Annotated in this window: 23 protein-coding genes and 1 pseudogene; 4 read left to right on the top strand and 20 right to left on the bottom strand. The window is 64.9% G+C overall.

The features are described from left to right. Positions 1-135: 135 nt before the first annotated feature. Positions 136-459 (bottom strand): annotated as a pseudogene (locus CFR72_RS10620) (Y-family DNA polymerase); the annotation flags it as partial. 472 nt (positions 460-931) lie between these two features. On the opposite strand from CFR72_RS10620, the gene CFR72_RS10615 reads away from it, so the two are divergent. From CFR72_RS10615 to CFR72_RS10605, 3 genes are all read left to right on the top strand, one after another. Next, positions 932-1,627 carry a YfdX family protein gene (locus tag CFR72_RS10615; protein ID WP_110913924.1) on the top strand — a complete coding sequence of 232 codons (696 nt, stop codon included), beginning with the start codon at positions 932-934 and terminating at the stop codon, positions 1,625-1,627. Between the two features lie 155 nt (positions 1,628-1,782). Continuing rightward, positions 1,783-2,415: a hypothetical protein gene (locus tag CFR72_RS10610; protein WP_233044109.1), complete on the top strand. Its 633-nt coding sequence runs from the start codon at positions 1,783-1,785 to the stop codon at positions 2,413-2,415. Between the two features lie 153 nt (positions 2,416-2,568). Next, positions 2,569-2,805, top strand: coding sequence for a hypothetical protein (locus CFR72_RS10605; protein ID WP_110913905.1), 237 nt, complete (start codon positions 2,569-2,571; stop codon positions 2,803-2,805). Positions 2,806-2,866: 61 nt separating this feature from the next. Here CFR72_RS10605 and CFR72_RS10600 read toward each other — a convergent pair whose 3' ends face one another. From CFR72_RS10600 to secA, 19 genes are all read right to left on the bottom strand, one after another. Beyond that, positions 2,867-3,277: a hypothetical protein gene (locus tag CFR72_RS10600; RefSeq protein WP_227744293.1), complete on the bottom strand. Its 411-nt coding sequence runs from the start codon at positions 3,275-3,277 to the stop codon at positions 2,867-2,869. A 453-nt stretch (positions 3,278-3,730) separates the two neighbouring features. After that, on the bottom strand, positions 3,731-4,504 hold the full coding sequence (locus tag CFR72_RS10595; protein ID WP_110913904.1) for a response regulator transcription factor: 774 nt from the start codon (positions 4,502-4,504) through the stop codon (positions 3,731-3,733). A 473-nt stretch (positions 4,505-4,977) separates the two neighbouring features. Beyond that, the gene (gene thiD, locus CFR72_RS10590) at positions 4,978-5,772 is read right to left on the bottom strand and encodes a bifunctional hydroxymethylpyrimidine kinase/phosphomethylpyrimidine kinase (RefSeq protein ID WP_110913922.1); all 795 of its coding nucleotides are present in this window, start codon (positions 5,770-5,772) and stop codon (positions 4,978-4,980) included. Between the two features lie 2 nt (positions 5,773-5,774). Continuing rightward, complete coding sequence (gene glmM / locus CFR72_RS10585) at positions 5,775-7,133, bottom strand: phosphoglucosamine mutase (protein ID WP_110913903.1); 1,359 nt, start codon at positions 7,131-7,133, stop codon at positions 5,775-5,777. A gap of 42 nt (positions 7,134-7,175) precedes the next feature. Next, entirely contained in the window at positions 7,176-8,231 is a 1,056-nt protein-coding gene (gene folP, locus CFR72_RS10580; protein ID WP_110913902.1) for a dihydropteroate synthase, read from the bottom strand. Between the two features lie 236 nt (positions 8,232-8,467). After that, complete coding sequence (gene ftsH, locus CFR72_RS10575) at positions 8,468-10,402, bottom strand: ATP-dependent zinc metalloprotease FtsH (protein WP_110913901.1); 1,935 nt, start codon at positions 10,400-10,402, stop codon at positions 8,468-8,470. Positions 10,403-10,540: 138 nt separating this feature from the next. Then, entirely contained in the window at positions 10,541-11,863 is a 1,323-nt protein-coding gene (gene tilS, locus CFR72_RS10570) for a tRNA lysidine(34) synthetase TilS (protein WP_233044115.1), read from the bottom strand. 135 nt (positions 11,864-11,998) lie between these two features. Beyond that, on the bottom strand, positions 11,999-12,781 hold the full coding sequence (locus CFR72_RS10565) for a tol-pal system YbgF family protein (RefSeq protein ID WP_110913900.1): 783 nt from the start codon (positions 12,779-12,781) through the stop codon (positions 11,999-12,001). Positions 12,782-12,933: 152 nt separating this feature from the next. Beyond that, a complete protein-coding gene (gene pal / locus CFR72_RS10560) occupies positions 12,934-13,407 on the bottom strand; it encodes a peptidoglycan-associated lipoprotein Pal (protein ID WP_110094364.1) in 474 nt (157 codons plus the stop codon). Between the two features lie 255 nt (positions 13,408-13,662). Next, a complete protein-coding gene (gene tolB, locus CFR72_RS10555) occupies positions 13,663-15,033 on the bottom strand; it encodes a Tol-Pal system beta propeller repeat protein TolB (RefSeq protein ID WP_110913899.1) in 1,371 nt (456 codons plus the stop codon). A gap of 29 nt (positions 15,034-15,062) precedes the next feature. After that, positions 15,063-16,055 carry an energy transducer TonB gene (locus CFR72_RS10550; RefSeq protein ID WP_110913920.1) on the bottom strand — a complete coding sequence of 331 codons (993 nt, stop codon included), beginning with the start codon at positions 16,053-16,055 and terminating at the stop codon, positions 15,063-15,065. Positions 16,056-16,098: 43 nt separating this feature from the next. After that, positions 16,099-16,533, bottom strand: coding sequence for a protein TolR (gene tolR / locus CFR72_RS10545; protein ID WP_110913898.1), 435 nt, complete (start codon positions 16,531-16,533; stop codon positions 16,099-16,101). A 2-nt stretch (positions 16,534-16,535) separates the two neighbouring features. After that, entirely contained in the window at positions 16,536-17,300 is a 765-nt protein-coding gene (tolQ, locus tag CFR72_RS10540; protein ID WP_227744290.1) for a protein TolQ, read from the bottom strand. Positions 17,301-17,425: 125 nt separating this feature from the next. Then, on the bottom strand, positions 17,426-17,860 hold the full coding sequence (locus CFR72_RS10535; RefSeq protein ID WP_110913897.1) for a YbgC/FadM family acyl-CoA thioesterase: 435 nt from the start codon (positions 17,858-17,860) through the stop codon (positions 17,426-17,428). A gap of 10 nt (positions 17,861-17,870) precedes the next feature. Further along, complete coding sequence (ruvB, locus tag CFR72_RS10530) at positions 17,871-18,929, bottom strand: Holliday junction branch migration DNA helicase RuvB (RefSeq protein ID WP_110913896.1); 1,059 nt, start codon at positions 18,927-18,929, stop codon at positions 17,871-17,873. Further along, entirely contained in the window at positions 18,926-19,540 is a 615-nt protein-coding gene (gene ruvA / locus CFR72_RS10525) for a Holliday junction branch migration protein RuvA (protein ID WP_110096141.1), read from the bottom strand. The genes ruvB and ruvA overlap by 4 nt, the downstream gene beginning before the upstream one ends. Then, positions 19,537-20,043 carry a crossover junction endodeoxyribonuclease RuvC gene (ruvC, locus tag CFR72_RS10520; protein ID WP_110913918.1) on the bottom strand — a complete coding sequence of 169 codons (507 nt, stop codon included), beginning with the start codon at positions 20,041-20,043 and terminating at the stop codon, positions 19,537-19,539. Before ruvC ends, ruvA begins: the two co-directional genes overlap by 4 nt. Before the next feature lie 25 nt (positions 20,044-20,068). Continuing rightward, complete coding sequence (locus tag CFR72_RS10515; RefSeq protein ID WP_110913895.1) at positions 20,069-20,818, bottom strand: YebC/PmpR family DNA-binding transcriptional regulator; 750 nt, start codon at positions 20,816-20,818, stop codon at positions 20,069-20,071. 74 nt (positions 20,819-20,892) lie between these two features. After that, the gene (secA, locus tag CFR72_RS10510) at positions 20,893-23,634 is read right to left on the bottom strand and encodes a preprotein translocase subunit SecA (protein WP_110913894.1); all 2,742 of its coding nucleotides are present in this window, start codon (positions 23,632-23,634) and stop codon (positions 20,893-20,895) included. A 235-nt stretch (positions 23,635-23,869) separates the two neighbouring features. On the opposite strand from secA, the gene CFR72_RS10505 reads away from it, so the two are divergent. Continuing rightward, complete coding sequence (locus CFR72_RS10505; RefSeq protein WP_390669728.1) at positions 23,870-24,793, top strand: peptidylprolyl isomerase; 924 nt, start codon at positions 23,870-23,872, stop codon at positions 24,791-24,793. The last annotated feature ends 123 nt before the right edge of the window (positions 24,794-24,916 follow it).

Here is a 24,916-nt window from a genome sequence, read left to right as displayed (position 1 = left end):
TTCGTCAATTCCGAGAGTATGCCGTTCTTGCCAAACAGGTCGCCGGGTGAACGTCCTTCCATCAGGCGGTCCAGGAGGTCTTTATCAATGCTCATGCGGTGGCTCCTCTTCGAGCAATTTATCACCACACCGCACAAAATTCAGGATAGTCCCATGGATCCGGGCCGAAACCGCCCGATAGACGTCAAAACGCGGCGGCACGAAGACCAGTTCGGGACATTTGCGGCGCGCAGTGACCGATGGCATGGCCGAACGGATGCCAAAACGCCGGGCCTCGTAACTGGCGGCGGCCACGACGCCACGCTGCCTGTCGCCACCCACCGCAACGGGGCGGCCACGCAGGGCGGGATTGTCGCGCTGCTCCACCGAGGCATAGAACGCATCCATGTCCACATGGATGATCCGCCGCACATCCGGGGCCTGTGACGTCGCGACCTGCGTCACGCCGGCCCCCGTCATGCGCACGTCCGGCCGGACGGCATGGCGGTGTGACGCACCGCGGCCCGAAGGGACCACGGCCACGCCACATGACTGGCAATCAGCCGTTGCACTTCTTTTTCTTGACGAAGAAGAAGATCAGGCCCGCAATCGCCCCAAGCGCCAGGATGCCCTTCAGGCAGGGGGACTTGGACGGGCACTTTGTCGTACATTCGGACATGGATTGTTTTCCTTGGTTGTGTCGTCTTCGCTCCCATACGGAACGAAACACCCCATCCTAGCGCACACGACGCCATAAGACATACCGGATTTGACGCAACCGTCCCCCAATCCCGTCGCGCGGGCCCCGATGGCAGGGCGCAGGCGGCCGGAAGCCAGCCCCCATATCCCATGACATGCGATGAAAGAGGAGCGGGGATGCGCGCGCACCCCTTATTGTTGCGAAGGTTTGCGGGTAATCATGTCATCCAAATATTTTCAGAGGGTCATGGAAATGAAGAAAATCGGACTTCTGTCTGCCTCGCTGCTGATGCTTGGCGCCGCCACGGGCGTTGCCTCCGCCACGCCGTCGAACACGCGCGCCGTCAACCGCGACTTCACCAAGCTGTCGATCGACGGCAGCCGCGCATTCGACGACATCACGATGGCGCGCACCGCGCTGGCCAATGGCGATACGGCGGGCGCGAGCAAGCTGCTGACCGATGCCAACAACGCCTTCACCCGTGCGAAGACCGACAACCGCGTCTTCATGAAGGCTGAATCCCAGCTTTCGAAGCCCAAGAAGGCCCCGGCCGGCGCCCCCGCCCCCACCACGGCGCCGAGCACGCAGCCTGTCGCATGGCTGCCGGTTGACGGCGAATATATCGTGACCGAGGATCTGGAGCCGACCTCCGCCAAGGGCACGGCCGTCGCCGCCGCCAACGCCAGCCTGAACAAGGGCAAGCCCGCGCAGGCCAGCCAGAACCTGCAGGTTGCAGCCGTTGACGTGGACTTCGTCCTTGCCATCGCGCCGCTGCAGGCCAGCGCCGATGACGTGTACCGCGCCACCAACCTGCTGGCGGGCAAGGATACCAAGGGTGCGGACGCCGCCCTGGCCGATGCCCAGAACTCGATTCGTTTCGTGTCCGAGGACATGGTCGAATCCCCTGACGCCCCCGCCGCTGGCGGCAAGGCCGCCAAGGGCAAGTAAGACCCCGCTACCGGCTGTCCGGCGCACCTGACACGGGTGCGGCCGGGCCGCCATGCATGGTGATACGGGCCCCTTGCCGATGCGGATGGGCCTGTATCGCCGCTTGCGCTTGCGGGGCTGGATTCCGGCCTCCGCAACCGCGCGCAGGACTGGTAATGATTCGATTCGCCCTGATGGCGGGTATGGCCGGGATCATGGCCGGCCTGATGCCCCTGCGCCCGCCCTCCGCATGGGGGGGTGATATCCGCATCTGCTTCGACCGCCGCGTGGCGGAAGCCGATCCCGCACCCAATATGCCACGTTTCGATTCGATCACGGTACCGTCGGGCACCGTCTTCAATTACGCCGGCCATGCCTTCGGCCCGGCGGATGACCCGCTTGACCGTGCGCATGCCGCCCCCTTTGGCGATGGCTGGCGCGGCCTTCCCCCGGGGGAGGAAAAGCGCAGGCGCGCGCTGCAGATGGAAGATATCGGCGGCGACAGCGGCTATCACCGCCCGCAGGCCGCTGTCATGATCGGCGCCACCACCACCCTGACCCGCGCCCGTCCCTGCGCCAATGTCGCGGCACAGGCAGTCCTGTCGGAAGACTGGACCTGGACGGCGGACCATATCCCGGCCGATCCGCATGTCTATTACCAGGCTTACGGCGTGGTACATGGCAGCAGGTTCGACCCGACATTCGATACGGATCCTGATGCGTTCCAGTGGGTTGCCGCGCATGGGGGACTGAACGGTATTGTCATTTCCGACATCGAACAGTCCGTGACCCTCCATTCGGACGACTGACCCCATCCCATGCCATCGGGGCCATGGGGCGGCGTTACATGCGGCAATCAGGATGGCGACAAACCGTTATTCTTCTGGCACATTCCACGAACCGCCCTGCATCCCCGGCACGGCATTCCCGTATTCGCCAGGACGTAACGCATGGAGACCTGAATGGCGCTGTACCAGTCTTCACAATTCATAACGGTATGGACCGATGCCGAATTCGACCGGCTGCACCATCCGCGTACGCCCGCGCCACATTCGGGCATCTATCGCTGTGCGGGATGCGGCTTTGAAATCGCCGCCAGCGAGGGACAGTTGCTGCCCCCCATCCATGCCCATCCCCATCGACTGGGCACGCAGGAAGTCTGGCAGATGATCGTCTATGCCGACCATCGCCTGAAATAATCCGCGCCGGACGCAGCAAAGACGTCCCGGCATCCCGCTGGGGACATGCCGGGACCGGTCCTTACCACATCCCCATGCCCATGCCGGGACCCCAGCCGCCGCCCCAGCCCCACATGCCCCAGTTCCACGAGGCATCTTCATACATGTCCGCGGTCATCTGCTGCTGGTCCGCCAGGTTCTGTGCCTGCACATAGGACTGGTACCGGCCATAGGCGGCCTGGTTGCCGACATACAGGCAGTTGCAGACCTTGGGGTCGGAATAGATATACAGGACATGATCGCCAAACGGCTTCTGCAGGAAACGGTTGGGCGGCAGTTTCTGCAACATCTCCAGACGCTGCGGCGTATTCGCCGGACGCGCGACAAACCCTGCGGCGGCCAGGCTGTTTTCGCGATCGGCAATCTGGTCGCGCACGCTTTCACACCCCGAAAGCGACAGGCAGGCCACGGCCATGAATGCCGGGACCGCCAACAGATTCCAATTCGTCCTGATCTTGGTTTTCATCCACATACCCCTTGTTCCATCCTGTTCATATTCCCGATCCGAAACGCTGGCAAAGGCGAACAGGATGCCATGCAGGACATGGCGCATGGTTCATCGGATGAAAATATCACGTTCCCGCTGCGTCATGACATATCCCGGGGCATCGATACATTATTTTTCATCGACTTTGATCTATCTCATGTCCGGGGTGAGGCGACCCATGCGATATCAAAAGGGCGATGGGGGCATCGCATATCGAATCATCACTTTACAACTTGCGGGGCCAGCATATGGCCCCGCACTTTTTTTGTGGATCCACCCGTACCGCGCCATGATGCGCGGATACGAAAAACCCGCCATGAGGAACCTCATGACGGGTCATTCCCGGTGCCCGTCAAACGGCAGGGGGCAATGCCGACCGACAGGCGATGCGCGTTGTGTTCAGGCCACGGAACCGCCACCGACGCCATGGGACGTCGCCTGCGCCGCGACATGGGGCGCGATGTCTCCTTTGCCCGCGGCGGGCATGGGAATCGTTGCGACAGCATCGTCCTTGAGCATGTATCCCTGCCCCCAGACCGTCGTAATCAGGTTTTCACCGCCCGCCTTCTGCAGTTTCTTGCGCAGCTTGCAGACGAAAACGTCGATGATCTTCATCTCGGGTTCGTCCATGCCGCCATACAGGTGGTTGAGGAACGCATCCTTCGTCAGGACCATGCCCTTACGCAGCAGCAGCAGTTCGAGGATCATGTATTCCTTGCCCGTCAGGTGGACGGACCGCCCGTTGACCGACACATCACGACTGTCGAGGGAAAGCCGCAGCGAACCTGCCTGCAATGTCGGCTCGCTATAGCCTTTCGACCGGCGGATGACCGCCTGCATGCGCGCCGTCAGTTCCATCGGGTCATAGGGACGGGTCACATAATCGTCCGCCCCGGTGGAAAAGGCCTTCACCTTCGCCTGCGCACTGTCCTGTGCGGACAGGATCAGGACCGGGGTGGCAATCCGCGCCGCGCGGCAGCGCCGGACGACATCGTGACCTTCCATGTCCGGCAGGCCAAGTTCCACAACCGCAATGTCGTAATCATACAGTTTCAGCATCGCAATCGCATCATGACCCGAAACCGCATGATCGACCATGAACCCAACCGCCTGAAACTGGCTGGCTTCCTTCCCCATCATGGCTCTGTCCGGTTCAACCAGCAAAACACGCATATCGACCACCAATATTTTCGTTAATATGTGTTACTACCTATAGGTGTATTTTTTTCATGAAACAATCTTTAGGTTGTGAATAAGCGGTGACACACTCATTCAATACGGGAATATAATCCTATATGTTTATAGATGAGTCCACAGGTCATCGCGGATTCTCAATGAAAACAGGAATTCATTTATTTATTGCATGCAAAACCGCCATCTGGCCGTGCCTCAAAAATGACACGTTCCGCGTGTCATCCTGCGAAAATGATGGCAGGCCTGCGCGTCCGGCACAGCCATAGGTGGCGCCGTGTCCTTGCCTGCATGACCATGGGAAAATGGCATGTAACCGCGGGTTACAGACCCGTTCCCACGGGTCTTGCATCGAGTCCCCGTTCATGAAACCAGGAGGCACGCGGGATGTGCCCAAGGCAGGTCGCCCGCCCTGTCCCGCCCGGGGCATGGCGCGCGGCGCATGCCCCACATCACTATGTCGTGATGTCTACCGCATGGTTGACCGGCCCCGCCCCATGGCCATAGCCCGGCGCGGCCACAATGGCGCGATAAAGATAGGCCCGCGCCCGGTCGATGGCCGCAGGCAGGGCCATCCCCTGCCCCAGTCCCGCCGCGATCGCGCTGGCCAGCGTGCATCCCGTGCCATGGGTATGGACCGTCCGGACACGCGTGGACGTAAAGCTGTGCACCGTTCCGTCCGAATCTACGAACACATCCACCAGTTCATCCCCCGGCAGGTGCCCCCCCTTCAGCAGCACCGCATGCGCACCCATGTCGCGCAGGTCCAGCGCCGCCTGCCGCATGTCGCCATGCGCACGTACCGGCCGCCCCAGCAGGACCTCCGCTTCCGGCAGGTTGGGGGTCAGCAGCGTCGCCAGCGGCAGCAGCCGGGACTTCAGCGCCGCCACCGCCTCCTGCTGCAGCAGCGACGCCCCGCCCTTCGCCACCATGACGGGATCCAGCACATAGGGCACACCGGGACGGGTGGCGATCATGTCGGCCACCGCACCGATGACCTCGCTACGGTCGAGCATCCCGCTCTTGAAGGCATCGACGCCAATATCGTCCATCACGCAGCGCATCTGCGCGGTGACGAAATCCGGCGGGACGGTAAAGACATCATGCACGCCACGCGTGTCCTGCGCGGTCAGGGCGGTAATGGCCGTCATCGCGAAACCGCCCAGCGCGGTGATCGCCTTGATGTCGGCCTGTATGCCCGCGCCGCCGCCACTGTCGCTGCCGGCAATGACAAGGATACGCCCGCGCATCGTCAGGCCATCATCTGCACGGCGGTGATGGCGGCGCACATGTCATCGACCACCTGCCGGACAAGCTGTTCATCCTCCGCCTCCACCATCACGCGGATCAGGGGTTCGGTCCCGCTTTCACGCAGCACCAGACGCCCACGTTCACCCAGGCGCGCTTCCGCCGCGCGGCGCGCCTCGGCAATGGCGGGATCCAGCAGGGGACTGCGCCCGGCAAAGCGCACATTGCGCAGCAGTTGCGGATAGGGCGTGAACATGCGGCAGACCTCGCTTGCCGGACGGCCTTCCTCCACCAGCACCGCCAGCACCTGCAGGGCGGCGACAAGGCCGTCGCCCGTGGTGGCGAAATCCGACAGCAGCATGTGCCCCGACTGCTCCCCGCCGAGGTTCGCGCCAAGTTCGCGCATCTTCTCCACGACATAGCGGTCGCCCACGGCGGTGCGGATCAGGTCCAGCCCCTGTTCGGACAGGAACCGCTCCAGCCCCATGTTCGACATCACGGTGGCCACGATCTGCCGCCCCGCCAGACGCCCCTGCTTCACCCATGACCGCGCGATCAGGGCGAGGATCTGGTCCCCGTCGATCAGGCGTCCCTTCTCATCCGCGATCAGCACCCGGTCCGCATCCCCGTCCAGCGCGATGCCGATATCGGCACGGTGCCGCGTGACCGCGTTGCACAGCGCCTCCGGCCGGGTGGAGCCACAGCCCTCGTTGATGTTGATGCCATCGGGGTCACAGCCGATGCGGATGACCTCCGCCCCCAGCTCCCACAGTGCGGTGGGGGCGACGCGATAGGCCGCGCCATTGGCGCAGTCGATGACGATACGCAGCCCATCCAGCCGCAGGCCACGCGGGAAGGACGACTTCGCGCTTTCGATATACCGCCCCGCCGCGTCGTTGAGGCGCGAGGCCCGGCCGATCTGGTCCGGGGCGGCCAGGCGTCCGCTGAGGTCGGAGCGCATGGTCTCCTCGATCTCGGCCTCGACCTCGTCGGACAGCTTGAACCCGTCGGGACCGAACAGCTTGATGCCATTGTCACCATAGGGGTTGTGCGAGGCGGAAATCATGACCCCGAGATCCGCGCGCAGCGACCGCGTCAGCATGGCGATCGCGGGCGTGGGCATGGGACCGACCAGCGTGACATCCATCCCCGCCGACAGGAAGCCGGAGACCAGCGCACATTCGATCATGTAGCCCGACAGGCGCGTATCCTTGCCCAGCAGCACACTGTGGCGATGCGTTCCCTGAATGAAACGCAGACCGGCGGCCTGACCCAGTTTCTGTGCGATCTCAACCGTCATCGGGTCCTGGTTGGCGGTACCCCGAATCCCGTCGGTCCCGAACAGTCGTCTTGTCTTCGTCATGCCTGCGCCATCCCCGGGCTGCTTGAACTGGTGTGCATGGACCTACCTTACCTGCCGCGCGCAATCCAGTCCCTGCCATATCTTCAGGCCCTGCATCATGACCCCGACATCGTGAACCCGCAGGATCGTGTTCGCAAACACCAGTCCGGGCAGGCTGGCGGCCATGCTGCCCGGATCGCGCCGCACCGCTTCCGCAATGCCGGTCACCTGCCCCACGAAACGCTTGCGCGATACACCCAGCACCACACGGCACCCCAGATTGGCCAGTAACGGCAACCGGGCAAGAAGTTCCATGTTCTGCGCCGCCGTCTTGGCAAAGCCGATCCCCGGATCGACCATGATGCGATCGCGCGCCACCCCCGCCGCCACGGCGTGGTCCACCCGGTCGCGCAGTTCGCGCACGACATCCACCGCGACATCGGCATAGGTCGCATGGTCGTTCATCGTCTCCGGCGTGCCGCGCATGTGCATCAGCATGACCGGGCATCGCGCGCGCGCCACGACCGCCACCGCCGCAGGGTCGTGCATCAGGGCGGAGACATCGTTGATCGCATCCGCTCCCGCCGCCAGCGCGCGTTCCATGACGGACCCATGGCGCGTATCGACGGAAATCACCGCACCGCGCGTCCGCGCGTCATTGCGCAGGGCGGCGATGACCGGGGCGATCCGCTCCCATTCCTGCCCCGGGGTCACGCGGGCCGCGCCCGGGCGGGTGCTTTCGCCGCCGATATCAATCACCGTCGCCCCCTGCGCCAGCATGTCTGCCGCCGTGACAAGGGCGCGATCCGCCGCCAGGTGCCGTCCGCCATCACTGAAGCTGTCGGGGGTGGCGTTGACGATGCCCATGACCCGCGCCCCGTCCGGCAGGCCCGCGGTCCCAAGGGGCGCACAGACCCGCGCCAGCACATCCTCCCACCCCGGCGAGATCGCCCCCACGGGCACAAGTCCCGTGTCACGATACCCCCGCCACAACCGCGCCAGCGAAAAGGCAACCGGCCCCCCACACAGCCAGCGCGCCATGCCAAGGCGCACCGCATCCGCCGCCGCCTGCCCCGACAGCAGTCCGAGCGGTTCGAGAAGCCTGTCGTCGTCCGTCATCTATCGTCCCGTATGCCGCATCTGAGAGGAAATCATAAAAGTTCTTGGTGAAGCTTTTTGCAAAAAAGCTTCGAAAGACGTCGCCTTTTTGAAAAAAGGCGACACCCAAAAACTTTTGTGATTTTCAGCATGTTGCTGGGGACCGCTTTTCAAACAGTCCCCTGAAAACAGAATGGCGGAAGAACGCATGTGGTTCTTCCGCCATCTTCATCCGTCAATGAAACCGCACCGAGGCGTCAGCCCGGCTGGGGCGCGGGCCCGACATCCGGCCCCGCCGCAGGCCCCGGCAGCGACCCCGTGGTGGCCGACGGCGGAACCGACGGACGGCGGTTTTCAGGCATCGGGTCGTCCACCACGACACGGGTGATCTTCTCGCCGCGCAGGACCTGGCGGATTTCCTCGCCCGTCAGGGTTTCATATTCCAGCAGCGCCTCGCCCAGGCGATGCAACTGGTCGATATGTTCCAGCAGCAGCGTCCGCGCCTTGAGGTAGGCCGCATCAATCAGGCTGCGCACCTCGTTGTCGATCTCACGCGCGGTTTCCTCCGACACGTTCTTGTTCTGCGTGACACTGTGGCCAAGGAAGACTTCCTGCCCGTTGCCGCCATAGGCCACCATGCCAAGCTTTTCGCTCATGCCCCATTCGGTGACCATGCGGCGGGCAACATCGGTCGCCATCTTGATATCGCCCGACGCCCCGGTGGAGACGTTGTCCGGGCCAAAGATGATTTCCTCCGCCGCGCGGCCACCCATCGCCAGCGTCAGCTTGCCGATGCACCACGACCGGCTTTCGGAATAGCGGTCCTTCTCCGGCAGGCTCATGACCATGCCCAGCGCACGGCCACGCGGAATGATCGTCGCCTTGTGCACCGGGTCCGACCCGGGCGTAAGGATGCCGACCAGCGCATGCCCGCCTTCGTGATAGGCGGTCATCTTCTTCTCGTCATCGGTCATGACCAGCGAACGGCGCTCCGCCCCCATCATGACCTTGTCCTTGGCGTTCTCGAACTCCAGCATCGCCACCGTGCGCTTGCCCAGGCGCGCCGCCATCAGCGCGGCCTCGTTCACGAGGTTGGCGAGGTCCGCGCCGGAGAAGCCCGGCGTGCCGCGCGCGATCACCTTGGGATCGACATCGGACGCCAGCGGAACCTTGCGCATATTCACGCGCAGGATCTTCTCGCGCCCCGCAACGTCGGGGTTGGGCACCACGACCTGACGGTCGAAGCGGCCGGGACGCATCAGCGCGGGGTCAAGGACGTCGGGGCGGTTGGTCGCGGCAATCAGGATCACGCCCTCATTGCTGTCGAAGCCGTCCATCTCCACGAGCATCTGGTTGAGCGTCTGCTCGCGCTCGTCATTGCCGCCGCCAAGGCCCGCGCCACGATGGCGCCCCACGGCGTCGATTTCGTCGATGAAGATGATGCACGGCGCGGCCTTCTTGCCCTGCTCGAACATGTCGCGCACACGCGATGCGCCGACACCGACGAACATTTCAACAAAGTCCGAGCCGGAGATGGTGAAGAACGGGACGTTCGCCTCCCCCGCGATGGCACGGGCCAGCAGCGTCTTGCCGGTGCCGGGCGGGCCGACAAGCAGCACGCCCTTGGGGATCTTGCCGCCCAGACGGGTGAACTTCTGCGGATCACGCAGGAAGTCCACGATTTCCTGCAGTTCGCCCTTGGCCTCATCAATGCCGGCGACATCGTCAAACGTGACGCGCCCCTGCTTTTCCGTCAGCATCCGCGCCCGCGATTTGCCAAAGCCCATCGCGCGCCCACTGCCGGACTGCATCTGGCGCATGATGAAGATCCATGCCCCCACCATCAGCAGCAGCGGTGCGTAATTGATCAGGTAGCGCAGGAACGGATTGGTGTCGCTGTCGATCGGCTTTGCCACGACTTCGACGCCCTTTTCCGTCAGGCGCGAGATCAATGTCGGATCCTGCGGCGCATAGGTATCGAACGACGTCCCATCGGTCAGGGTGCCGGTAATCGTGTGGTCCTGCACCACGACAGACCGCACATGCCCGGTGTTCACGTCACCGATGAAGTCCGAATACGCCAACTGCTGCGATGCGTGCTGCGCGCTTCCCGGCTGGAAAACGTTGAACAGCAGCAGCAGCAGCACAATGATGATTACCCACAGGGCCAGGTTCCGGCCGAAATTATTCATCTTGCCCACTGTTCCATGTGCTGACGCCCTCGTGGGCCCACCGGGGCAGGCCGACTGACAGACACCAAGTTCCTGTTTACGTCTTTCTTACATAGGACGATCAAGGCATATTCACACCCCCCATGACAGACCTTTCTGTCAAACCGGGCGATGAATCTGCCCTGATGGCCCGAATCTGGCAAGCACCGTCGCAGGTGACGGGGGGGCAAAGGCAAAACGCCATCCCCGTTCCATGCCGGGGGCGAACACCCCCATATGCGGCACCGCCACCACCCGCCCGTCCCGGTGCAGCGCGGGCAGCGTGCGCAGCACCCGCGCGGGCATCCCGGGCCGCCCCCGTTCGCGCGGCCACCACGCAGCCACCGCCCCGGCAGCACCGACGCACAATCCGCGCGACAGTTGCACGTCCCCCGCCCCGCACAGCACAAAACGCCCGTCCCAGCGCACACCCGCACGGGCGGGAACATGTCCCTGCATCGCCGCTTCCTCACGCGCCAGCAGCCATCCCCCCCCATGGGCCAGCAGGCACGCCCCGCCCAGCGTCGCCGCACGCGGCGCGGCACACAGGGCGGCGACACCACCGGGGGAGGGTGGATATTCATGGCCAGAGACAGTACGGATCAGGGCGGACAGCACCCGTGCGGGCGGCAGCGCACGGGGCAGGACGACCCATCCCCCGGCATCGAACCGGGCATGGGCCGCAAGCCATTGCGCATCGCACGCATCACGCGCCATGCGCTGCGCCCCCGCCAGATCCGCCGTCTCAAGAGACATGCGCCGCAACCGGGCATCGTCCGACAGCGCACGCCGTGCCCGGGCGCGTTCGGTGCGCAGGTCGGCATTGGACGGGTCCTCCACCCAATCCAGGCCGGCATGGCGCACGGTGGCGTACAGGTCGGCCTTTCCGACACCCAGCAATGGCCGGACGAACCGCACGTCCGTGCCCGCAACCGCCTGCGCCATCGCAGCGAGTCCATCCGGGCCACTTCTAGCGCGCTGGCGCATCAGCACGGTTTCCGCCTGATCCCCCCCATGGTGGCCCAGCAGCAGGTCGAGGCTGCCCAGTTCACGACATGCCTCAACCAGCGCCCGGTAACGCATGTGCCGCGCACGTTCGGCCATGCGCGGCCCGCGCGACAGCCCCTCCAGTCGCAGCAGGCGCGCCGGGATGCCAAGCGCCGTGAGGCGATGCACCGTCTGCACCGCCTCCTGCGCCGATTCCGCGCGCAACCCGTGATCCACGACCAGTCCGACCACCGCCCGCCGCCACCGACGCGCCAGCAGCGCCAGCGCAAGGCTGTCGGCCCCGCCGGACACCGCGATCGCAACCGGCACCGCATCAGGCCCATCCGGCAGCCATGGCCCCAGCGCCTGCATGCAGCGTGCGAATTCGGCATCCCCGATGACCCGCCCGCCATCTGCCGCCTTCATGCGTATGGTGGCCTCATCCAGTCTGTCCATGGCCATTGCAAAAATCATTCAGATGTTTTTGGCGAAGATTTTTCCCCAAAACCTTCAAAAGAACGCCGCCTTTTTAAAAAAGGCGGCACCCAGAAACTTTTATTCATTATTGATTGGTTGTTTTACAGCAGGTGTTCAACTGCTGCACTTCGCCTTCTTGCGATAGACACCCTCCGCACTGCGGATACGGGCTTCGGGTTCGGGAAATTCATTCGACAGCTTATCCAGCGCCTGACAGGCCGACGCCTTGTCGCCCAGCGCCACCAGCGTCGCCGCCACCCCCAGCAGGGCGCTTGGCGCGCGCGCGCCATGGGGGGAACGGTTATAGGTATCGTAATAAGCCAGCGCCGACTGCCGGTACTGCTTCTGACCCGCCAGCGACTGCGCCAGCAGGTACTGCGCATCGACCTGCCGCGGGCTTTTGGGGCCGGACAGCACCTGCTGCGCATCCGCCTGCGCCGCCGTGTAATCCTGCCGCAGCAGCGCCGCATTCCCTTCCTTGAGGATATCGGCCGCCGTGCGCTTCGCCGGGGCTGCCTCATCGGCGGAGGCCAGAGGCGCCGATACGCCTGCTGCGGCCCAGCCGGCAGCGGCCCCTGCGACAGCACCCGCGCCGGACGCACCGCCATGGCCGTTCTGCATCGCGAAATTCATATCCGCGATCTGCTTGCTCAGCGTGGCGTTCTGCTGCTGCACCTGATTGTTCAACTGGTCGATCTGCCCGCGCATGTCACGCGTCTGCTCCTCCAGCGTATTCACGCGGTCCAGCAGTTGCAGCACAAGGTTGCCATTGTCATCGGAAGTACTCCGCGCCACCGCCGGGCCATGCAGGGCCACAAGCCCAAGCGCCATCCCAAGAAGCCCCGTTCGCAGCGGCCGCCGCCCCGCGTGGACAAAGCTGGACACAACAGACCGCATGGATGAGATCCCCCTTCTTGAGAGCTTGTATCTTGCCGGCATGCATCAGGCGCCGGGTGGAACAGGCATATACCTAAAACAAAACCGGCCGGGTGATAAGCACCCGACCGGTTCCGTTAAAACCTCCATTTCCCATGATGGGAAAGGAAACCTTACTGCACCGCGGAAATCGCGTTGCGGTTCTGCGACCAGGAAGCCTCATCATCGCCGGGGGCGGTCGGACGGTCCTTGCCGTAGGAGATGGTCGTGATGCGCGAAGCCGCGACACCCTTGGCCACCAGGTAGTCATGGGCGGCGTTCGCACGACGCTGACCCAGCGCGAGGTTGTATTCCTCGGTCCCGCGATCGTCGCAGTTACCGGCGATCTGGATGTTGACCTGCGGATACTTCGCCAGCCACGCGGCCTGACGGTCCAGCGTCGCCTTCGCATCGGCGGACAGGGTGTTCTGGTTCAGTTCGAAGAACACGCGGTCACCGGCATTGGCAACCAGATCGGCTTCGCTGCCCGGGACGGGGCCGGTCTGCTGCTGGGTTGCGGCGCCGGTGTTGGCGGCCTTGTTCGTGTGATCGGAGCAGGCGGCGAGGAAAAGAGCCATGCCAGCGGCGCCAAGAAGCTTCAGTCTCATTACTTTTGATCCTGGATTGGTTTCTCTGATGATGGAAACCACTTGTTAAATTTCCGGGTACAAATTCTGCTGGTCCCGAGTCTCGTTTTGCCCTGCCAACAAACGTAAACAGAGACCCGCGAACGCTGGAGACCTGCGGGGTTAATACTTCATCGGGCCCACGATCGTCAAGTTGAAGCCAACACATATCGGACCTTCACCAGACGAAACGCTGCACGATATTGTACCCGTCGAGTGTTGTAAAAATGTCTCCTTTTACTGGTTCAGGGGCGACCATGTCGGGTCGGACGACATGCCGACCGGCAGGATACGCTCGTGGAAGCCGGTAATGTCGATGCTGCTGATGCCGGAGCTGAACCCCGCACCCCCCGCATGGGCGGCGCTTTGGCGGCAGAAGGCAAGGACCCGGCCATTCGGGCAGAAAGTCGGGCTTTCCACTGTAAAGCCCTGCGTCAGGATACGTTCCCCCGTCCCGTCGGGCGCCATGACGCCAAGGGAGAAGGAACCGTTGGCGATACGCGAAAATGCGATCAGGTCACCGCGCGGCGACCATACGGGCGACCCGTAATGGCCATGGCCATAGGAAATGCGCTTCGCATCCCCGCCACTGGCCGGCATGATATAAAGCTGCGGCGAACCGCCACGGTCGGAGTTGAAGACGATCTGTGATCCGTCCGGACTGTAACACGGGCTGGTGTCAATTGCACCCGACGCCGTGATCTGGTGGCGCGACATGCTTGCCAGGTCCACCGTATACAGGTCGGACCCGCTGCCGCGTGTCACCGACAGGATGACCGCATCGCCACGCGGGCTGAAACGCGGCGCGAACGACATGCCCGAGAATTCGCCCAGCACCCGCTGCTGCCCCGTATTGAGGTTGAACAGGTACACGCGCGGGCGGTTGTTGATGTAGGACATGAAGGCGAGTTCGCTGTTCGCCGGGTTGAAGCGCGGGGTGATCGTGTCCCACTGCCCGCTGGTCAGGTAACGGCTGTCGGCGCCATCCTGGTCCATGATCGCAAGGCGGCGCGTCTGGTGCGAACGCGGACCCGACATCGCGACATAGGCGATGCGGGAGTTGAAATACCCCTTCTCCCCCAGCAGGCGCGTATAGATCACGTCCGCAATGACATGCGCGATCCGCCGCCAGTCCTGGCTGGACGCGGTATAGGCGGTGCCCTGGATCTGGCTGCCGGTGGTCACGTCCCACAGGCGGAATTCCACGCGGATGGAGGAGCCGCGGTCTTCCGCCTTGCCCGTCACCATCGCACGCGCGCCCATCGTCTTGTACGTCGCGAAGTCGGGGCGGCCCGCCGGCATGGAGGCCGAAATGGGACGGAACAGGCCGCAATTGCCAAGGTCGGCGGAAATGACATCGGTAATCTGCTGTCCCATGCCATTGCCCAGCGACGGGATCACGATGGGGATCGGCGCGGTACGGGCCTGGTCCACGGTAATTTCCGCATCCGGCGCCGATTGCGCATGGGCGGCGCCAGAGGGCGCGAACAGCGGCGTCGCAAGCAGCCCCCCCGCGATCCCCGCCCCCATCACGCCGCGGCGACCGAATGCGGCGGCCAGGCGATCGGCATCCGCATCGGGGATAAGTGGCTTTACACTTGGACTCATCTCAATCGTCTCCTCGGTCTCGTCCCGTTTTACGGACGAAATACGAATTTCAGCTGTCGGGTCTGGCCCAGCAGGTTCTTGGGAATCGGCAGCTTGGCGCAGGTCGGGCTCAGCACCGCGTCGCGCGCCCGCTCGGCCAGCGCGCGATAGGACGGGTCACTGTCCATGCGGGCCTGCGTCTGCGGCGCGAACTCCACGATGCGGGCCGTGCCCGTGGCGTCCACCGTGACCACAAGATGCGCCACGAACTGCGCGTAATTACGCGCGGCCGTATCTTCGGAATAACAGCGCCGCACGGCGTTGCCGATCCCCTTCTGGTCGGCTGCGCTCATGGACTGGGTAATATCTCCGTCAGGCGTCCCGCCACCATCGGGCGCGCCACCCTGCGCGGGATTGGCGCGCGCCTTGGGCGGATGGGTCTGCTTCTGGTCAGCGCGGAAGGAATCCAGCGTCGCCAGCAGCGAGTGTGTATCCGGGACGGATTTCTTCGTCTCGTTGGGCTGCGTGATGTGGGAGAATTCCTGCACCTTCGGCGGGGCGTTCTCCTCCGGCTGCGGCGACGGCGGCACCGGCGCGCTTGCGGGCGCGGGCACCGACTGCGGCTGCGGCGGGACCTTCAGCGCATCGGGGGACGGTTCCTCCGCCTTGGGGGGCGTGGGGGTGTCCGGCGTGGGGGCCGGGGCCTCCTGCGGGGGGGGCATCGGCGGCGGCGGGGGTGGCGGGGGTGCCGCCTCCTCGTTGGGTTCCTTTTCCGGCGGCGTCGGCGCGGGCGGGGCCGGATTCGGCTCCGGTGCGGGCGCGGGTGCCGGTTTCGGCGCGGGCTTGTCGCCCTTGTGCGCCGGTTCGTTGCCGGAATCGGACGTGAATTCCATCTCCACCGTGGGCGGCGGCGGGGGTTCGGGCGGGACGGGCACCGGCAGGCGCAGCACCACCGCAAGCAGCAGCGCGACATGCAGGCCGCCCGATATGAGAATCGAACGGCGCAGCAGGACACGTTCGGAACGACGCGGACGCGGCACGATCAGGGGACTCCCGACATTGTCCAGTATATTGCCCAAGCCCGTATCAGTGCCCGCCACCGGGCGGTTGCTGCGCCAGCAGGGCGACATGCGTGAACCCGCCAGCCGTGATCTGCCCCATCACCTGCATGACGCGGCCATAATCAATATGCGAATCACCACGCACGAAAATCCGGTGTTCACGGTCATTCTGCGCGGCGGCGCGCAACTGGTCCACCAGCGCGTCGGGCGAGACGGGATTATCCCCCAGATAGAGGGAACCATCGGAACGGATGGATACCGTGATGGGTTTCGTATCCGTATTGACGGGGGCCGCGTCGGTTTTCGGCAGGTCCACATTGACGCCACTGGTCATCATCGGCGCCGTGACCATGAAGATGATCAGCAGCACCAGCATGACGTCTACCAGCGGTGTGACATTGATATCCGACATCGGGCGACGGCGACGACGCCGGCGCAGGTCACGCAGGCCACCGGACATGATCAGCCCCTTTCTTCGGACTGGCGCGACAGGATGGCCGCGAATTCGGTCCCGAACGCATCCAGCCTGTCCTCGAACACGCCAAGGCTGTTGCCGATGACGTTATAGGCGATCACGGCGGGAATCGCGGTGACAAGGCCGATGGCCGTCGCGAACAGGGCTTCGGAAATGCCGGGGGCCACGACGCTGAGGTTGGTGTTGTGCATCGCCGCGATCGACCCGAACGCATGCATGATGCCCCACACCGTGCCGAACAGGCCGATGAACGGCGCCACCGGCCCGATGGTCGCGACAAAGATCAGCCACCGGTTCAGGCGGTCCATTTCCCGCGTGATGGTGATGGACATGGCGCGGTTGACGCGGTCCTGCACGCCCCCATGCACCAGGTCGATGCCCGCGATCCGTGACGACCGGCGCCATTCGCCCATGGCCGCGCCGAACACGGCGGCCATCGGGTGGATCGGCTTCGCCCCGTCGGATTCATACAGGTCCTCCAGGCTGCCGCCTGCCCAGAACCTTTCCTCGAAATCGGATGCCTGCCGGTTGACCCGGCGGATGGTCACGATCTTGTCAAAAATGATCGCCCATACGATGACGCTGCTGACAACCAGCCCCACCATCACCAGCTTGACGACAATCGCCGCCTGAAGAAACAGACTCCACAACGACAATCCGCCAGCCGCAGCCGCGCCCAGATTCGCCGCGTTAACCGCTTGGTCCAAAAACGCCTCCTGCACACCTTCGAGCGTCCGCTCAAACACGAACATTGCCTGTTTGGCAAGCCAGCGCCAAGCCGCTTTCGCCGCAGCAATGCACTACCTGCAACCCCCGATGCCAAAAGGATGCCACCAGCACGCGCCCCAGGGCGGGAAACACGCGCGGCAAAGCCCCATCAGGGCAGCAATGAGGTCAATAGATCACGCCATCGCGGCGGAAATCGGGCGGGGCGGCCATCGTCCACGCGAATGCATGCCAGACGCACATCCAGCGTGGCATACGCGACATCGGCGGCAGCGTTTCCCGTCGCCTCCTCCACAAGGGCGAAGGACTGGATCAGCCGGCAGCTTGCCGGGCCGAGTTCCGTCAGCCGAGTCGTGATGCGCATGATGTCGTCAAGCCGGAACGGGCGGCGGTAATCCAGGGCCGCCGTCCGCACCACGAAAACCAGCCCGTATTCCGACAGGAGCCCCGACACCGCGCTGCCCTGCGCGCGGATGGCCTCCGTGCGGGCGCGCTCCGCAAAGGCGAGGTAGCGCGCGTGATAGACCACGCCGCCGGCGTCCGTGTCCTCGTAATAGATGCGAAAGTCGATGTCGTGCTGCGCCATGCCGTACTGCCTATGTCCCATCCCCAAGATCGCCCAGCAGGTCACCCTGCCCCGGCGTGCGCGCAGGCGGCACCAGTCCCAGATGCCGCCAGCCACGTTCGCCCAGCATACGGCCACGGGTGGTACGCAGGACCAGTCCCTCCTGTATCAGGTAGGGTTCGATCACGTCCTCGATCGTGTCGCGCGCCTCCGCAAGGGCGGCGGCCAGCGTCTCCACGCCCACGGGACCGCCATGGTGGTATTCCGCGATGCGGCGCAGGTAGCGGCGGTCCATGCTGTCCAGCCCCATCGAATCCACCTCCAGCCGTGCCAGCGCGGCATCGGCCAGCGCCCGGTCCACCGGCCCCTGGCCCGATCGCGCGACGGCGGCGAAATCGCGCACCCGGCGCAGCAGGCGTCCCGCGATGCGTGGCGTGCCGCGTGAACGGCGCGCGATCTCCTCCGCCCCGTCATGGGTCAGTTCGAAATTGAGCTTCTGCGCCCCGCGTGAGACGATCTGGCGCAACTCCTCCGGCGTGTAGAACACCAGACGCAGCGGGATGCCGAAACGGTCACGCAGCGGCGTCGCCAGCAGGCCCGCGCGCGTCGTCGCCGCCACCAGAGTAAAGGGCGCAAGGTCGATGCGCACCGAGCGCGCGGCGGGGCCTTCGCCGATGATCAGGTCAAGCTGGAAATCCTCCATCGCCGGGTACAGCACTTCCTCGATGGAGGGCTGGAGGCGGTGGATCTCGTCAATGAACAGCACGTCGCTCGGCTGCAGGTTGGTCAGGATCGCGGCAAGGTCGCCGGCGCGCTGGATGACCGGCCCGGACGTCGCACGAAAGCCGACACCCAGTTCACGCGCCACGATCTGCGCCAGCGTCGTCTTGCCCAGTCCCGGCGGCCCATGCAGCAGGACATGGTCCATCGCCTCCCCGCGCTGGCGTGCGGCGGCGATGAAGATGGCAAGGTTCTCGCGGCTGGCCTTCTGGCCGGTGAAATCGTCAAGCGTCTGTGGCCGCAGGGTGGCCTCGGCCACATCATCCTCGCCCCGGGTGGCATCGACCTCGCGTTCGGGATGTTCGCTCATCGGGCCAGTTCCTTCAGGCTTTCGCGGATGATGACGTCAAGGTCGCCCCCACCGTCGAGCCGTTCCATGACGCGCACGACGACAGGCTGCGCCTCCGCCCGGCGGAACCCGAGGCCCGACAGCGCCAGCAGCGCGTCGGACATCACGCCGCCATTGCCCGTGACCGTGACACCGGCCATGACCGCGCCGGGCGCGCCGCCACCGGGCATGCCCTCGCACTTGTCACGCAGTTCGGTGACGATCCGCTGCGCCAGGCGCGCGCCAACGCCTGCCGCGCGCGTCAGCCCGGACTTGTCCCCCGTGCCGATCGCCGCGATCAGTTCGGAGGCCGAAAGCGTGGACAGGATCGCCAGCGCGACCTTCGCCCCCACCCCCTGCACCGTCGTCAGCAGGCGGAACCATGAACGTTCGGCCGCGTCGATGAAACCGTAGAGCAGGATCGCGTCCTCCCGCACCACGGTCTCCACCAGCACGCGCGCGACCTCGGGCGCCTGCGGCAGGGCGGACAGCGTGCGGGTCGAGGCCTGGACGAGGTAGCCGACGCCGCCGACGTCAATGACGCAGCGATCGGCCTCCACCTGTCCCACCAGCCCGGTCAGTTGCGCGATCATGCCATCCTCGTCGCGCGGGCGATGTGTGCGGCGCTGGCGCGATGGTGGGCATGGCAGATCGCCACCGCCAGCGCATCCGCCGCGTCGGAGCGTTTGGCAATCGCACTGGGCAGCAGGCGTCGGACCATCATTTCCACCTGTTCCTTGGTCGCGGCCCCGGTGCCGACGACCGATCGCTTGACCGCCTTGGCGCCATATTCGGCCACCGGGATATCCAGCAGCACCGGCACCAGCAGGCCCACCCCACGGGCATAGCCCAGCTTCAGCGTCGCCGCCCCGTTGCGGTTGACATAGGTTTCCTCGATCGCGGCCTCGTCCGGGGCGAAACCGCGACCAAGGTCAAGCAGCGCGTCATGCAGGTGGCGCAGGCGCAGCGGAACCGACATCGCCGCATCGGTCGCGATCACGCCATCGGCCACATGCGACAGCCGGTTGTCCCGCGCCTCGATCACGCCCCAGCCGGTAAAGCGCAGGCCGGGATCGATCCCCAGTATCCGGACCACCGTCTGGACCACTCCTCTGGCGCGATCAGGCCGACAGCGCTTCGGCGACGTCGTCGGGCAGGTCGAAATTGGCATAGACCGCCTGCACGTCGTCATTTTCCTCCAGCACGTCAATCAGCTTGAGCACGCTGCGCGCCTTGTCCTCGTCCAGGGTCACGACCGTTTCGGGACGCCAGTCGAGCTTGGCCGACGCCGGTTCGCCAAAGCGGGTTTCCAGCGCGTCGCGCACGGCAAAGAAGGATTCCACCGGGCAGGTGATCTCGTGCCCTTCGGCGGTGGTCTCCACATTGTCGGCCCCGGCCTCGATCCCGGCCTCGAGCATCTCGTCCTCGGTCGCGACGTCGAGCGGATAGGTCACGACGCCAAGGCGCTGGAACATGAAGGAGACGGAGTTCGTCTCCCCCAGCGATCCGCCATGCTTGGAAAACGCCGCGCGGACATCGGACGCCGTGCGGTTGCGGTTGTCGGTCAGGCCCTCGACAATCACCGCGACGCCGGCGGGGCCATAGCCCTCGTACCGGACCTCCACGTAATCCTCGCCGCCGCCCGCGCCGGACGCCTTCTTGATCGCGCGCTCGACGGTGTCCTTGGGCATGTTCACCTCACGCGCGGCCAGCACGGCGGCACGCAGGCGCGGGTTCATGGCCGGGTCGGGCATGCCCTCACGCGCGGCGACGGTGATTTCACGGATGACCTTGGCAAACTGCTTTGCACGCTTGGCGTCCTGCGCGCCCTTGCGGTGCATGATGTTCTTGAATTGGGAATGACCCGCCATCGTTCGTCCCTGATCCTGTTAAGTCTTGTTTATTATCAATGGGTCACGGCACCCGCACCCGGTGGGGCCAGCCCTCAGGCCAGCCGCCCGTGGCAGTGCTTGTATTTCTTGCCCGACCCGCACTGGCACGGTGCGTTGCGCGGCACCTCGCCCCAGCTTGACGGGTCATCGGGCATGACCGCGGCCGCCCCGATCGGTTCCGCCATCGCAAGGTCGGGAACCTTCCCGTCCGCATCGGGCAGCAGGCCCGGCCCCGGCTCATTTTCCAGCCCCGGCACGCGCGGGTCGGAATGGACCTCCGCCGCGACACCGGCAAAGGGATTGTCCATCACGGGCGGCGCGACCTCGACCCGCGCCATGGTCGATGTCACGCGCAGGCGCAGATGGTCGAGCATCGCGTTGAAGAGTTCGAACGCCTCGTGCTTGAATTCGTTGAGCGGATCCTTCTGGCCATAGGCACGCAGGCCGATGCCCTGGCGCAACTGGTCCAGCGCAAGGAGATGCTCCTTCCACACCGCGTCGAACGTGGTCAGCAGCACCTGCTTTTCGACATAGCGCATGATCGCCGGGCCGAAATTCGCGGCCTTGGACGCCTGCGCCTGGGTTGCGGCCTGCTCGATCCGTTCCGCCACGGCCGTGCCGTCCATCCCGTCTTCGGCTGCCCATTCGTCGATGGGCAGCGTCAGGCCCAGTTCACTGGTGACGGCGGCGGACAGACCTTCCTTGTCCCACTGTTCCGCAAAGGAACGTTCGGGGATGTAGCGTTCGACCATGTCGTGGATCACGTCGGCGCGCATGTCCGCGATGATGGGGGAGACATCCTCCATCGCCATGTATTCGCGGCGCTGGGCATAGACCTCCTTGCGCTGGTCATTCATGACATCGTCATATTTCAGCGTGTTCTTGCGCATGTCGAAGTTGCGGGCCTCGACCTTCTTCTGCGCACGCTCCAGCGCCTTGTTGATCCACGGGTGGACGATCGCCTCGCCTTCCTTCAGGCCAAGCTTCTGCAGCATCCCGCCCATGCGCTCGGTCCCGAAGATGCGCATCAGGTCATCCTCGAGCGAGATGAAGAAGCGCGAATTGCCCGGGTCACCCTGGCGTCCCGCACGGCCGCGCAACTGGTTGTCAATGCGGCGGCTTTCGTGGCGTTCGGTGCCGATGACGTACAGGCCGCCCGCCTTCTGCACGATATCGTGGTATTCGGCCACCTGCTGCCGCAGTTCGGCCTCCCTGCGGGCACGTTCCTCGTGGTCCGTGATCCCGCCAAGTTCCTGCGCGATGCGCATTTCCACGTTGCCGCCCAGCTTGATGTCCGTGCCGCGCCCGGCCATGTTGGTGGCGATCGTGATCGCCCCCGGCGCGCCGGCCTGTGCGACGATCGTCGCCTCCATCTCGTGGAAGCGGGCGTTGAGCACGTTGTGGCGCACCCCGCGCTTGTGCAGCAGGGCGGAGAGCAGTTCGCTCTTCTCGATGGAGGTGGTGCCGACAAGGACGGGCTGCCCGGTCTTGGACACTTCCTCCACCAGCCGGCTGACGGCCTCGTATTTCTCCCGCGCCGTCAGGTACACCTCGTCATCGTCGTCCTTGCGCGCGACGGGGCGGTTGGTCGGGATCTCGATGACCTCGAGCTTGTAGATGTCGGCGAATTCATCGGCCTCGGTCATGGCGGTGCCGGTCATGCCCGACAGGCGCGGATAGAGGCGGAAATAGTTCTGGAACGTGATGGAGGCCAGCGTCTGGTTTTCCTGCTGGATCTCCACATGCTCCTTCGCCTCGAGCGCCTGGTGCAGGCCGTCGGAATACCGGCGGCCGTCCATCATGCGGCCGGTGAATTCGTCGATGATGATGACCTTGCCACCGCGCACGATGTAATCGACATCGCGGGTGAACAGCGTATGCGCGCGCAGCGACTGCTGCACATGGTGGATGACGGCGACGTTCTGGATGTCGTAAAGCCCGCCCTCGCGCAGGACCTGCGCGTCACGCAGCATCTGCTCGACTTCCTCCGCCACCTTGTCCGTCAGGATGACGGAGCGGTATTTCTCATCCTTTTCATAGGCTTCGGGATCCTTCACCAGCACCGCGATCACCTCGTCAACAGAGCGGTAGAGGTCCGAACTGTCATCGGCCGGGCCGGAGATGATAAGCGGGGTGCGCGCCTCGTCGATCAGGATCGAATCGACCTCATCGACGATGGCATGGTGGAAGGGGCGCTGGACCATGTCCTCGGCGCGGTATTTCATGTTGTCGCGCAGGTAGTCGAAGCCGAATTCGTTGTTCGTGCCGTACGTGATGTCGGCGGCATAGGCGGCGCGGCGTTCATGTTCGGGGATGTTGGGCACGACCACGCCCGTCGTCAGGCCGAGGAAGGCGTAAAGCTGGCCCATCTCCTCCGCGTCGCGGCTGGCGAGGTAGTCGTTGACGGTGACGACATGCACGCCCTTGCCCGACAGCGCGCTGAGATAGACGGCGAGTGTGGCGACAAGGGTCTTGCCCTCGCCGGTGCGCATTTCCGCGATCTTGCCGTCCTGCAGCACCATGCCACCGATCAGCTGCACGTCGAAATGGCGCATCCCCAGCACGCGGCGCGAGGCCTCGCGGCAGACGGCGAACGCTTCGGGCAGCAGCGCGTCGAGGGTCTCCCCCTTTGCGATGCGTTCACGGAATTCCTGCGTCTTGGCCGCCAGCGCCTGGTCGTCGAGCGCCTGCATCTGGGGTTCGAGCGCATTGATGGCGGGGACGCGCCGCTGATACGCTTTCAACGCCCGGTCATTGGCGGTTCCGAACAGGGCACGGGCAATACTGGCGAACATATGGACCTTCCCGAGATGGCGATTCCCGCGTCATTGGGGCGAAGGACGCGGGTGGGGCATGCATGCGGATAACATTCTTGCGCGGAACCATCAGATAGGACCCACGTCGCCATGGGTCAACAGATGCCGCCCAACCGCATGGCGAAATGATCCCCGCGCCCGCCGCCCCTTGCGGGAGAGGACGGCCTTCGCCATGATGCCCGCCCAACGCGTCCATAATTAGGGTTTTTCGCACATGCGGACTTTCGGTCCGGCAAAGGCCATCGCCACGATGGCCCTGCTTGCTTCCACCATCATCGTCCCTCCAGCCCTGGCTGCGGGGCCTGCGCCCGCCGCCAGCCACCCTGCCGCTGCCGCGCCGGCCGACGCGAACCCGCGCCTGGCGTCGGTCAATGGCCAGGACATCCGTCTCAATGACATCCGGCAGGCCATCGCGACCATGCCCGACCAGCTGCGCAAGCTGCCGGAAAACGTCATCATCCCGATTCTGCTGAACCAGCTGGTTGACCAGAAGGCCATCCAGATCGTCGCGGAGAAGACCGGCCTGTCCAAGCAGCCCGACGTGCAGCACCAGATGGAGGTCGCGGCACAGAACGCGTTGCAGAACGCCTACCTGTCGGCGCAGGTCATGCCCGGCCTGACCGATGACGCGGTCAAGGCGTATTACGACAAGAACTACGCCAACAAGCCGGGGGCGGAGGAAATCCACGCCCGCCACATCCTCGTCCCGACCGAGGAGCAGGCCAACGACATCATCAAGCAGCTCAAGGGTGGCGCGAACTTCGCCGACCTTGCGACCAAGCTGTCGAAGGATCCCGGCTCGGCCAAGCAGAATGGCGGCGACCTCGGCTGGTTCAAGAAGGGCGACATGATCCCGGCCTTCTGGGACGCGGCATCGACCCTGCAGCCCAACAGCTTCAGCCAGACCCCGGTGCACACCCAGTACGGCTGGCATGTGATCCAGGTGCTTGGCAAGCGTACGGCGCCGACGCCGACGCTGGACTCCATGCGCGACCAGATCCGCCAGAAGCTTATCCAGGAAGGCGTGCAGAAGGCCGTCAGCAACGCCGTGGCGCAGGTCAAGATCGTGCGTTACGGGCCTGATGGCAAGCCGCTGCCCGACAACGCGCCCAACACGGCGCCCGCCGCCGCGCACTGATCGCACGGCGCATCCCGCGGTGCGGGACATGGCGGCGCGGGACATCCCCGCCAGCCCATGTCCGGCCGGCGGGACGGCCGCGGACAGGGGCGGCCTTGATGCCCGGCCGGCTTTCCACCGCGG

It is taken from the genome of Gluconacetobacter entanii, assembly GCF_003206495.1.
Classification (GTDB): Bacteria; Pseudomonadota; Alphaproteobacteria; order Acetobacterales; family Acetobacteraceae; genus Novacetimonas; species Novacetimonas entanii.
Note: the sequence above shows the minus strand (reverse complement) of the source record. Positions and strands in the feature narration are given on the sequence as shown.

Coding starts and splice junctions, on each gene's coding strand:
- CFR72_RS10615 (WP_110913924.1), top strand. CDS start 932: ATGAAGAAAATCGGACTTCTGTCTGCCTCGCTGCTGATGCTTGGCGCC.
- CFR72_RS10610 (WP_233044109.1), top strand. CDS start 1,783: ATGATTCGATTCGCCCTGATGGCGGGTATGGCCGGGATCATGGCCGGC.
- CFR72_RS10605 (WP_110913905.1), top strand. CDS start 2,569: ATGGCGCTGTACCAGTCTTCACAATTCATAACGGTATGGACCGATGCC.
- CFR72_RS10595 (WP_110913904.1), bottom strand. CDS start 4,504: ATGCGTGTTTTGCTGGTTGAACCGGACAGAGCCATGATGGGGAAGGAA.
- thiD (WP_110913922.1), bottom strand. CDS start 5,772: ATGCGCGGGCGTATCCTTGTCATTGCCGGCAGCGACAGTGGCGGCGGC.
- glmM (WP_110913903.1), bottom strand. CDS start 7,133: ATGACGAAGACAAGACGACTGTTCGGGACCGACGGGATTCGGGGTACC.
- folP (WP_110913902.1), bottom strand. CDS start 8,231: ATGACGGACGACGACAGGCTTCTCGAACCGCTCGGACTGCTGTCGGGG.
- ftsH (WP_110913901.1), bottom strand. CDS start 10,402: ATGAATAATTTCGGCCGGAACCTGGCCCTGTGGGTAATCATCATTGTG.
- tilS (WP_233044115.1), bottom strand. CDS start 11,863: ATGGACAGACTGGATGAGGCCACCATACGCATGAAGGCGGCAGATGGC.
- CFR72_RS10565 (WP_110913900.1), bottom strand. CDS start 12,781: ATGCGGTCTGTTGTGTCCAGCTTTGTCCACGCGGGGCGGCGGCCGCTG.
- pal (WP_110094364.1), bottom strand. CDS start 13,407: ATGAGACTGAAGCTTCTTGGCGCCGCTGGCATGGCTCTTTTCCTCGCC.
- tolB (WP_110913899.1), bottom strand. CDS start 15,033: ATGAGTCCAAGTGTAAAGCCACTTATCCCCGATGCGGATGCCGATCGC.
- tolR (WP_110913898.1), bottom strand. CDS start 16,533: ATGTCCGGTGGCCTGCGTGACCTGCGCCGGCGTCGTCGCCGTCGCCCG.
- tolQ (WP_227744290.1), bottom strand. CDS start 17,300: ATGTTCGTGTTTGAGCGGACGCTCGAAGGTGTGCAGGAGGCGTTTTTG.
- CFR72_RS10535 (WP_110913897.1), bottom strand. CDS start 17,860: ATGGCGCAGCACGACATCGACTTTCGCATCTATTACGAGGACACGGAC.
- ruvB (WP_110913896.1), bottom strand. CDS start 18,929: ATGAGCGAACATCCCGAACGCGAGGTCGATGCCACCCGGGGCGAGGAT.
- ruvA (WP_110096141.1), bottom strand. CDS start 19,540: ATGATCGCGCAACTGACCGGGCTGGTGGGACAGGTGGAGGCCGATCGC.
- CFR72_RS10515 (WP_110913895.1), bottom strand. CDS start 20,818: ATGGCGGGTCATTCCCAATTCAAGAACATCATGCACCGCAAGGGCGCG.
- secA (WP_110913894.1), bottom strand. CDS start 23,634: ATGTTCGCCAGTATTGCCCGTGCCCTGTTCGGAACCGCCAATGACCGG.
- CFR72_RS10505 (WP_390669728.1), top strand. CDS start 23,870: ATGCGGACTTTCGGTCCGGCAAAGGCCATCGCCACGATGGCCCTGCTT.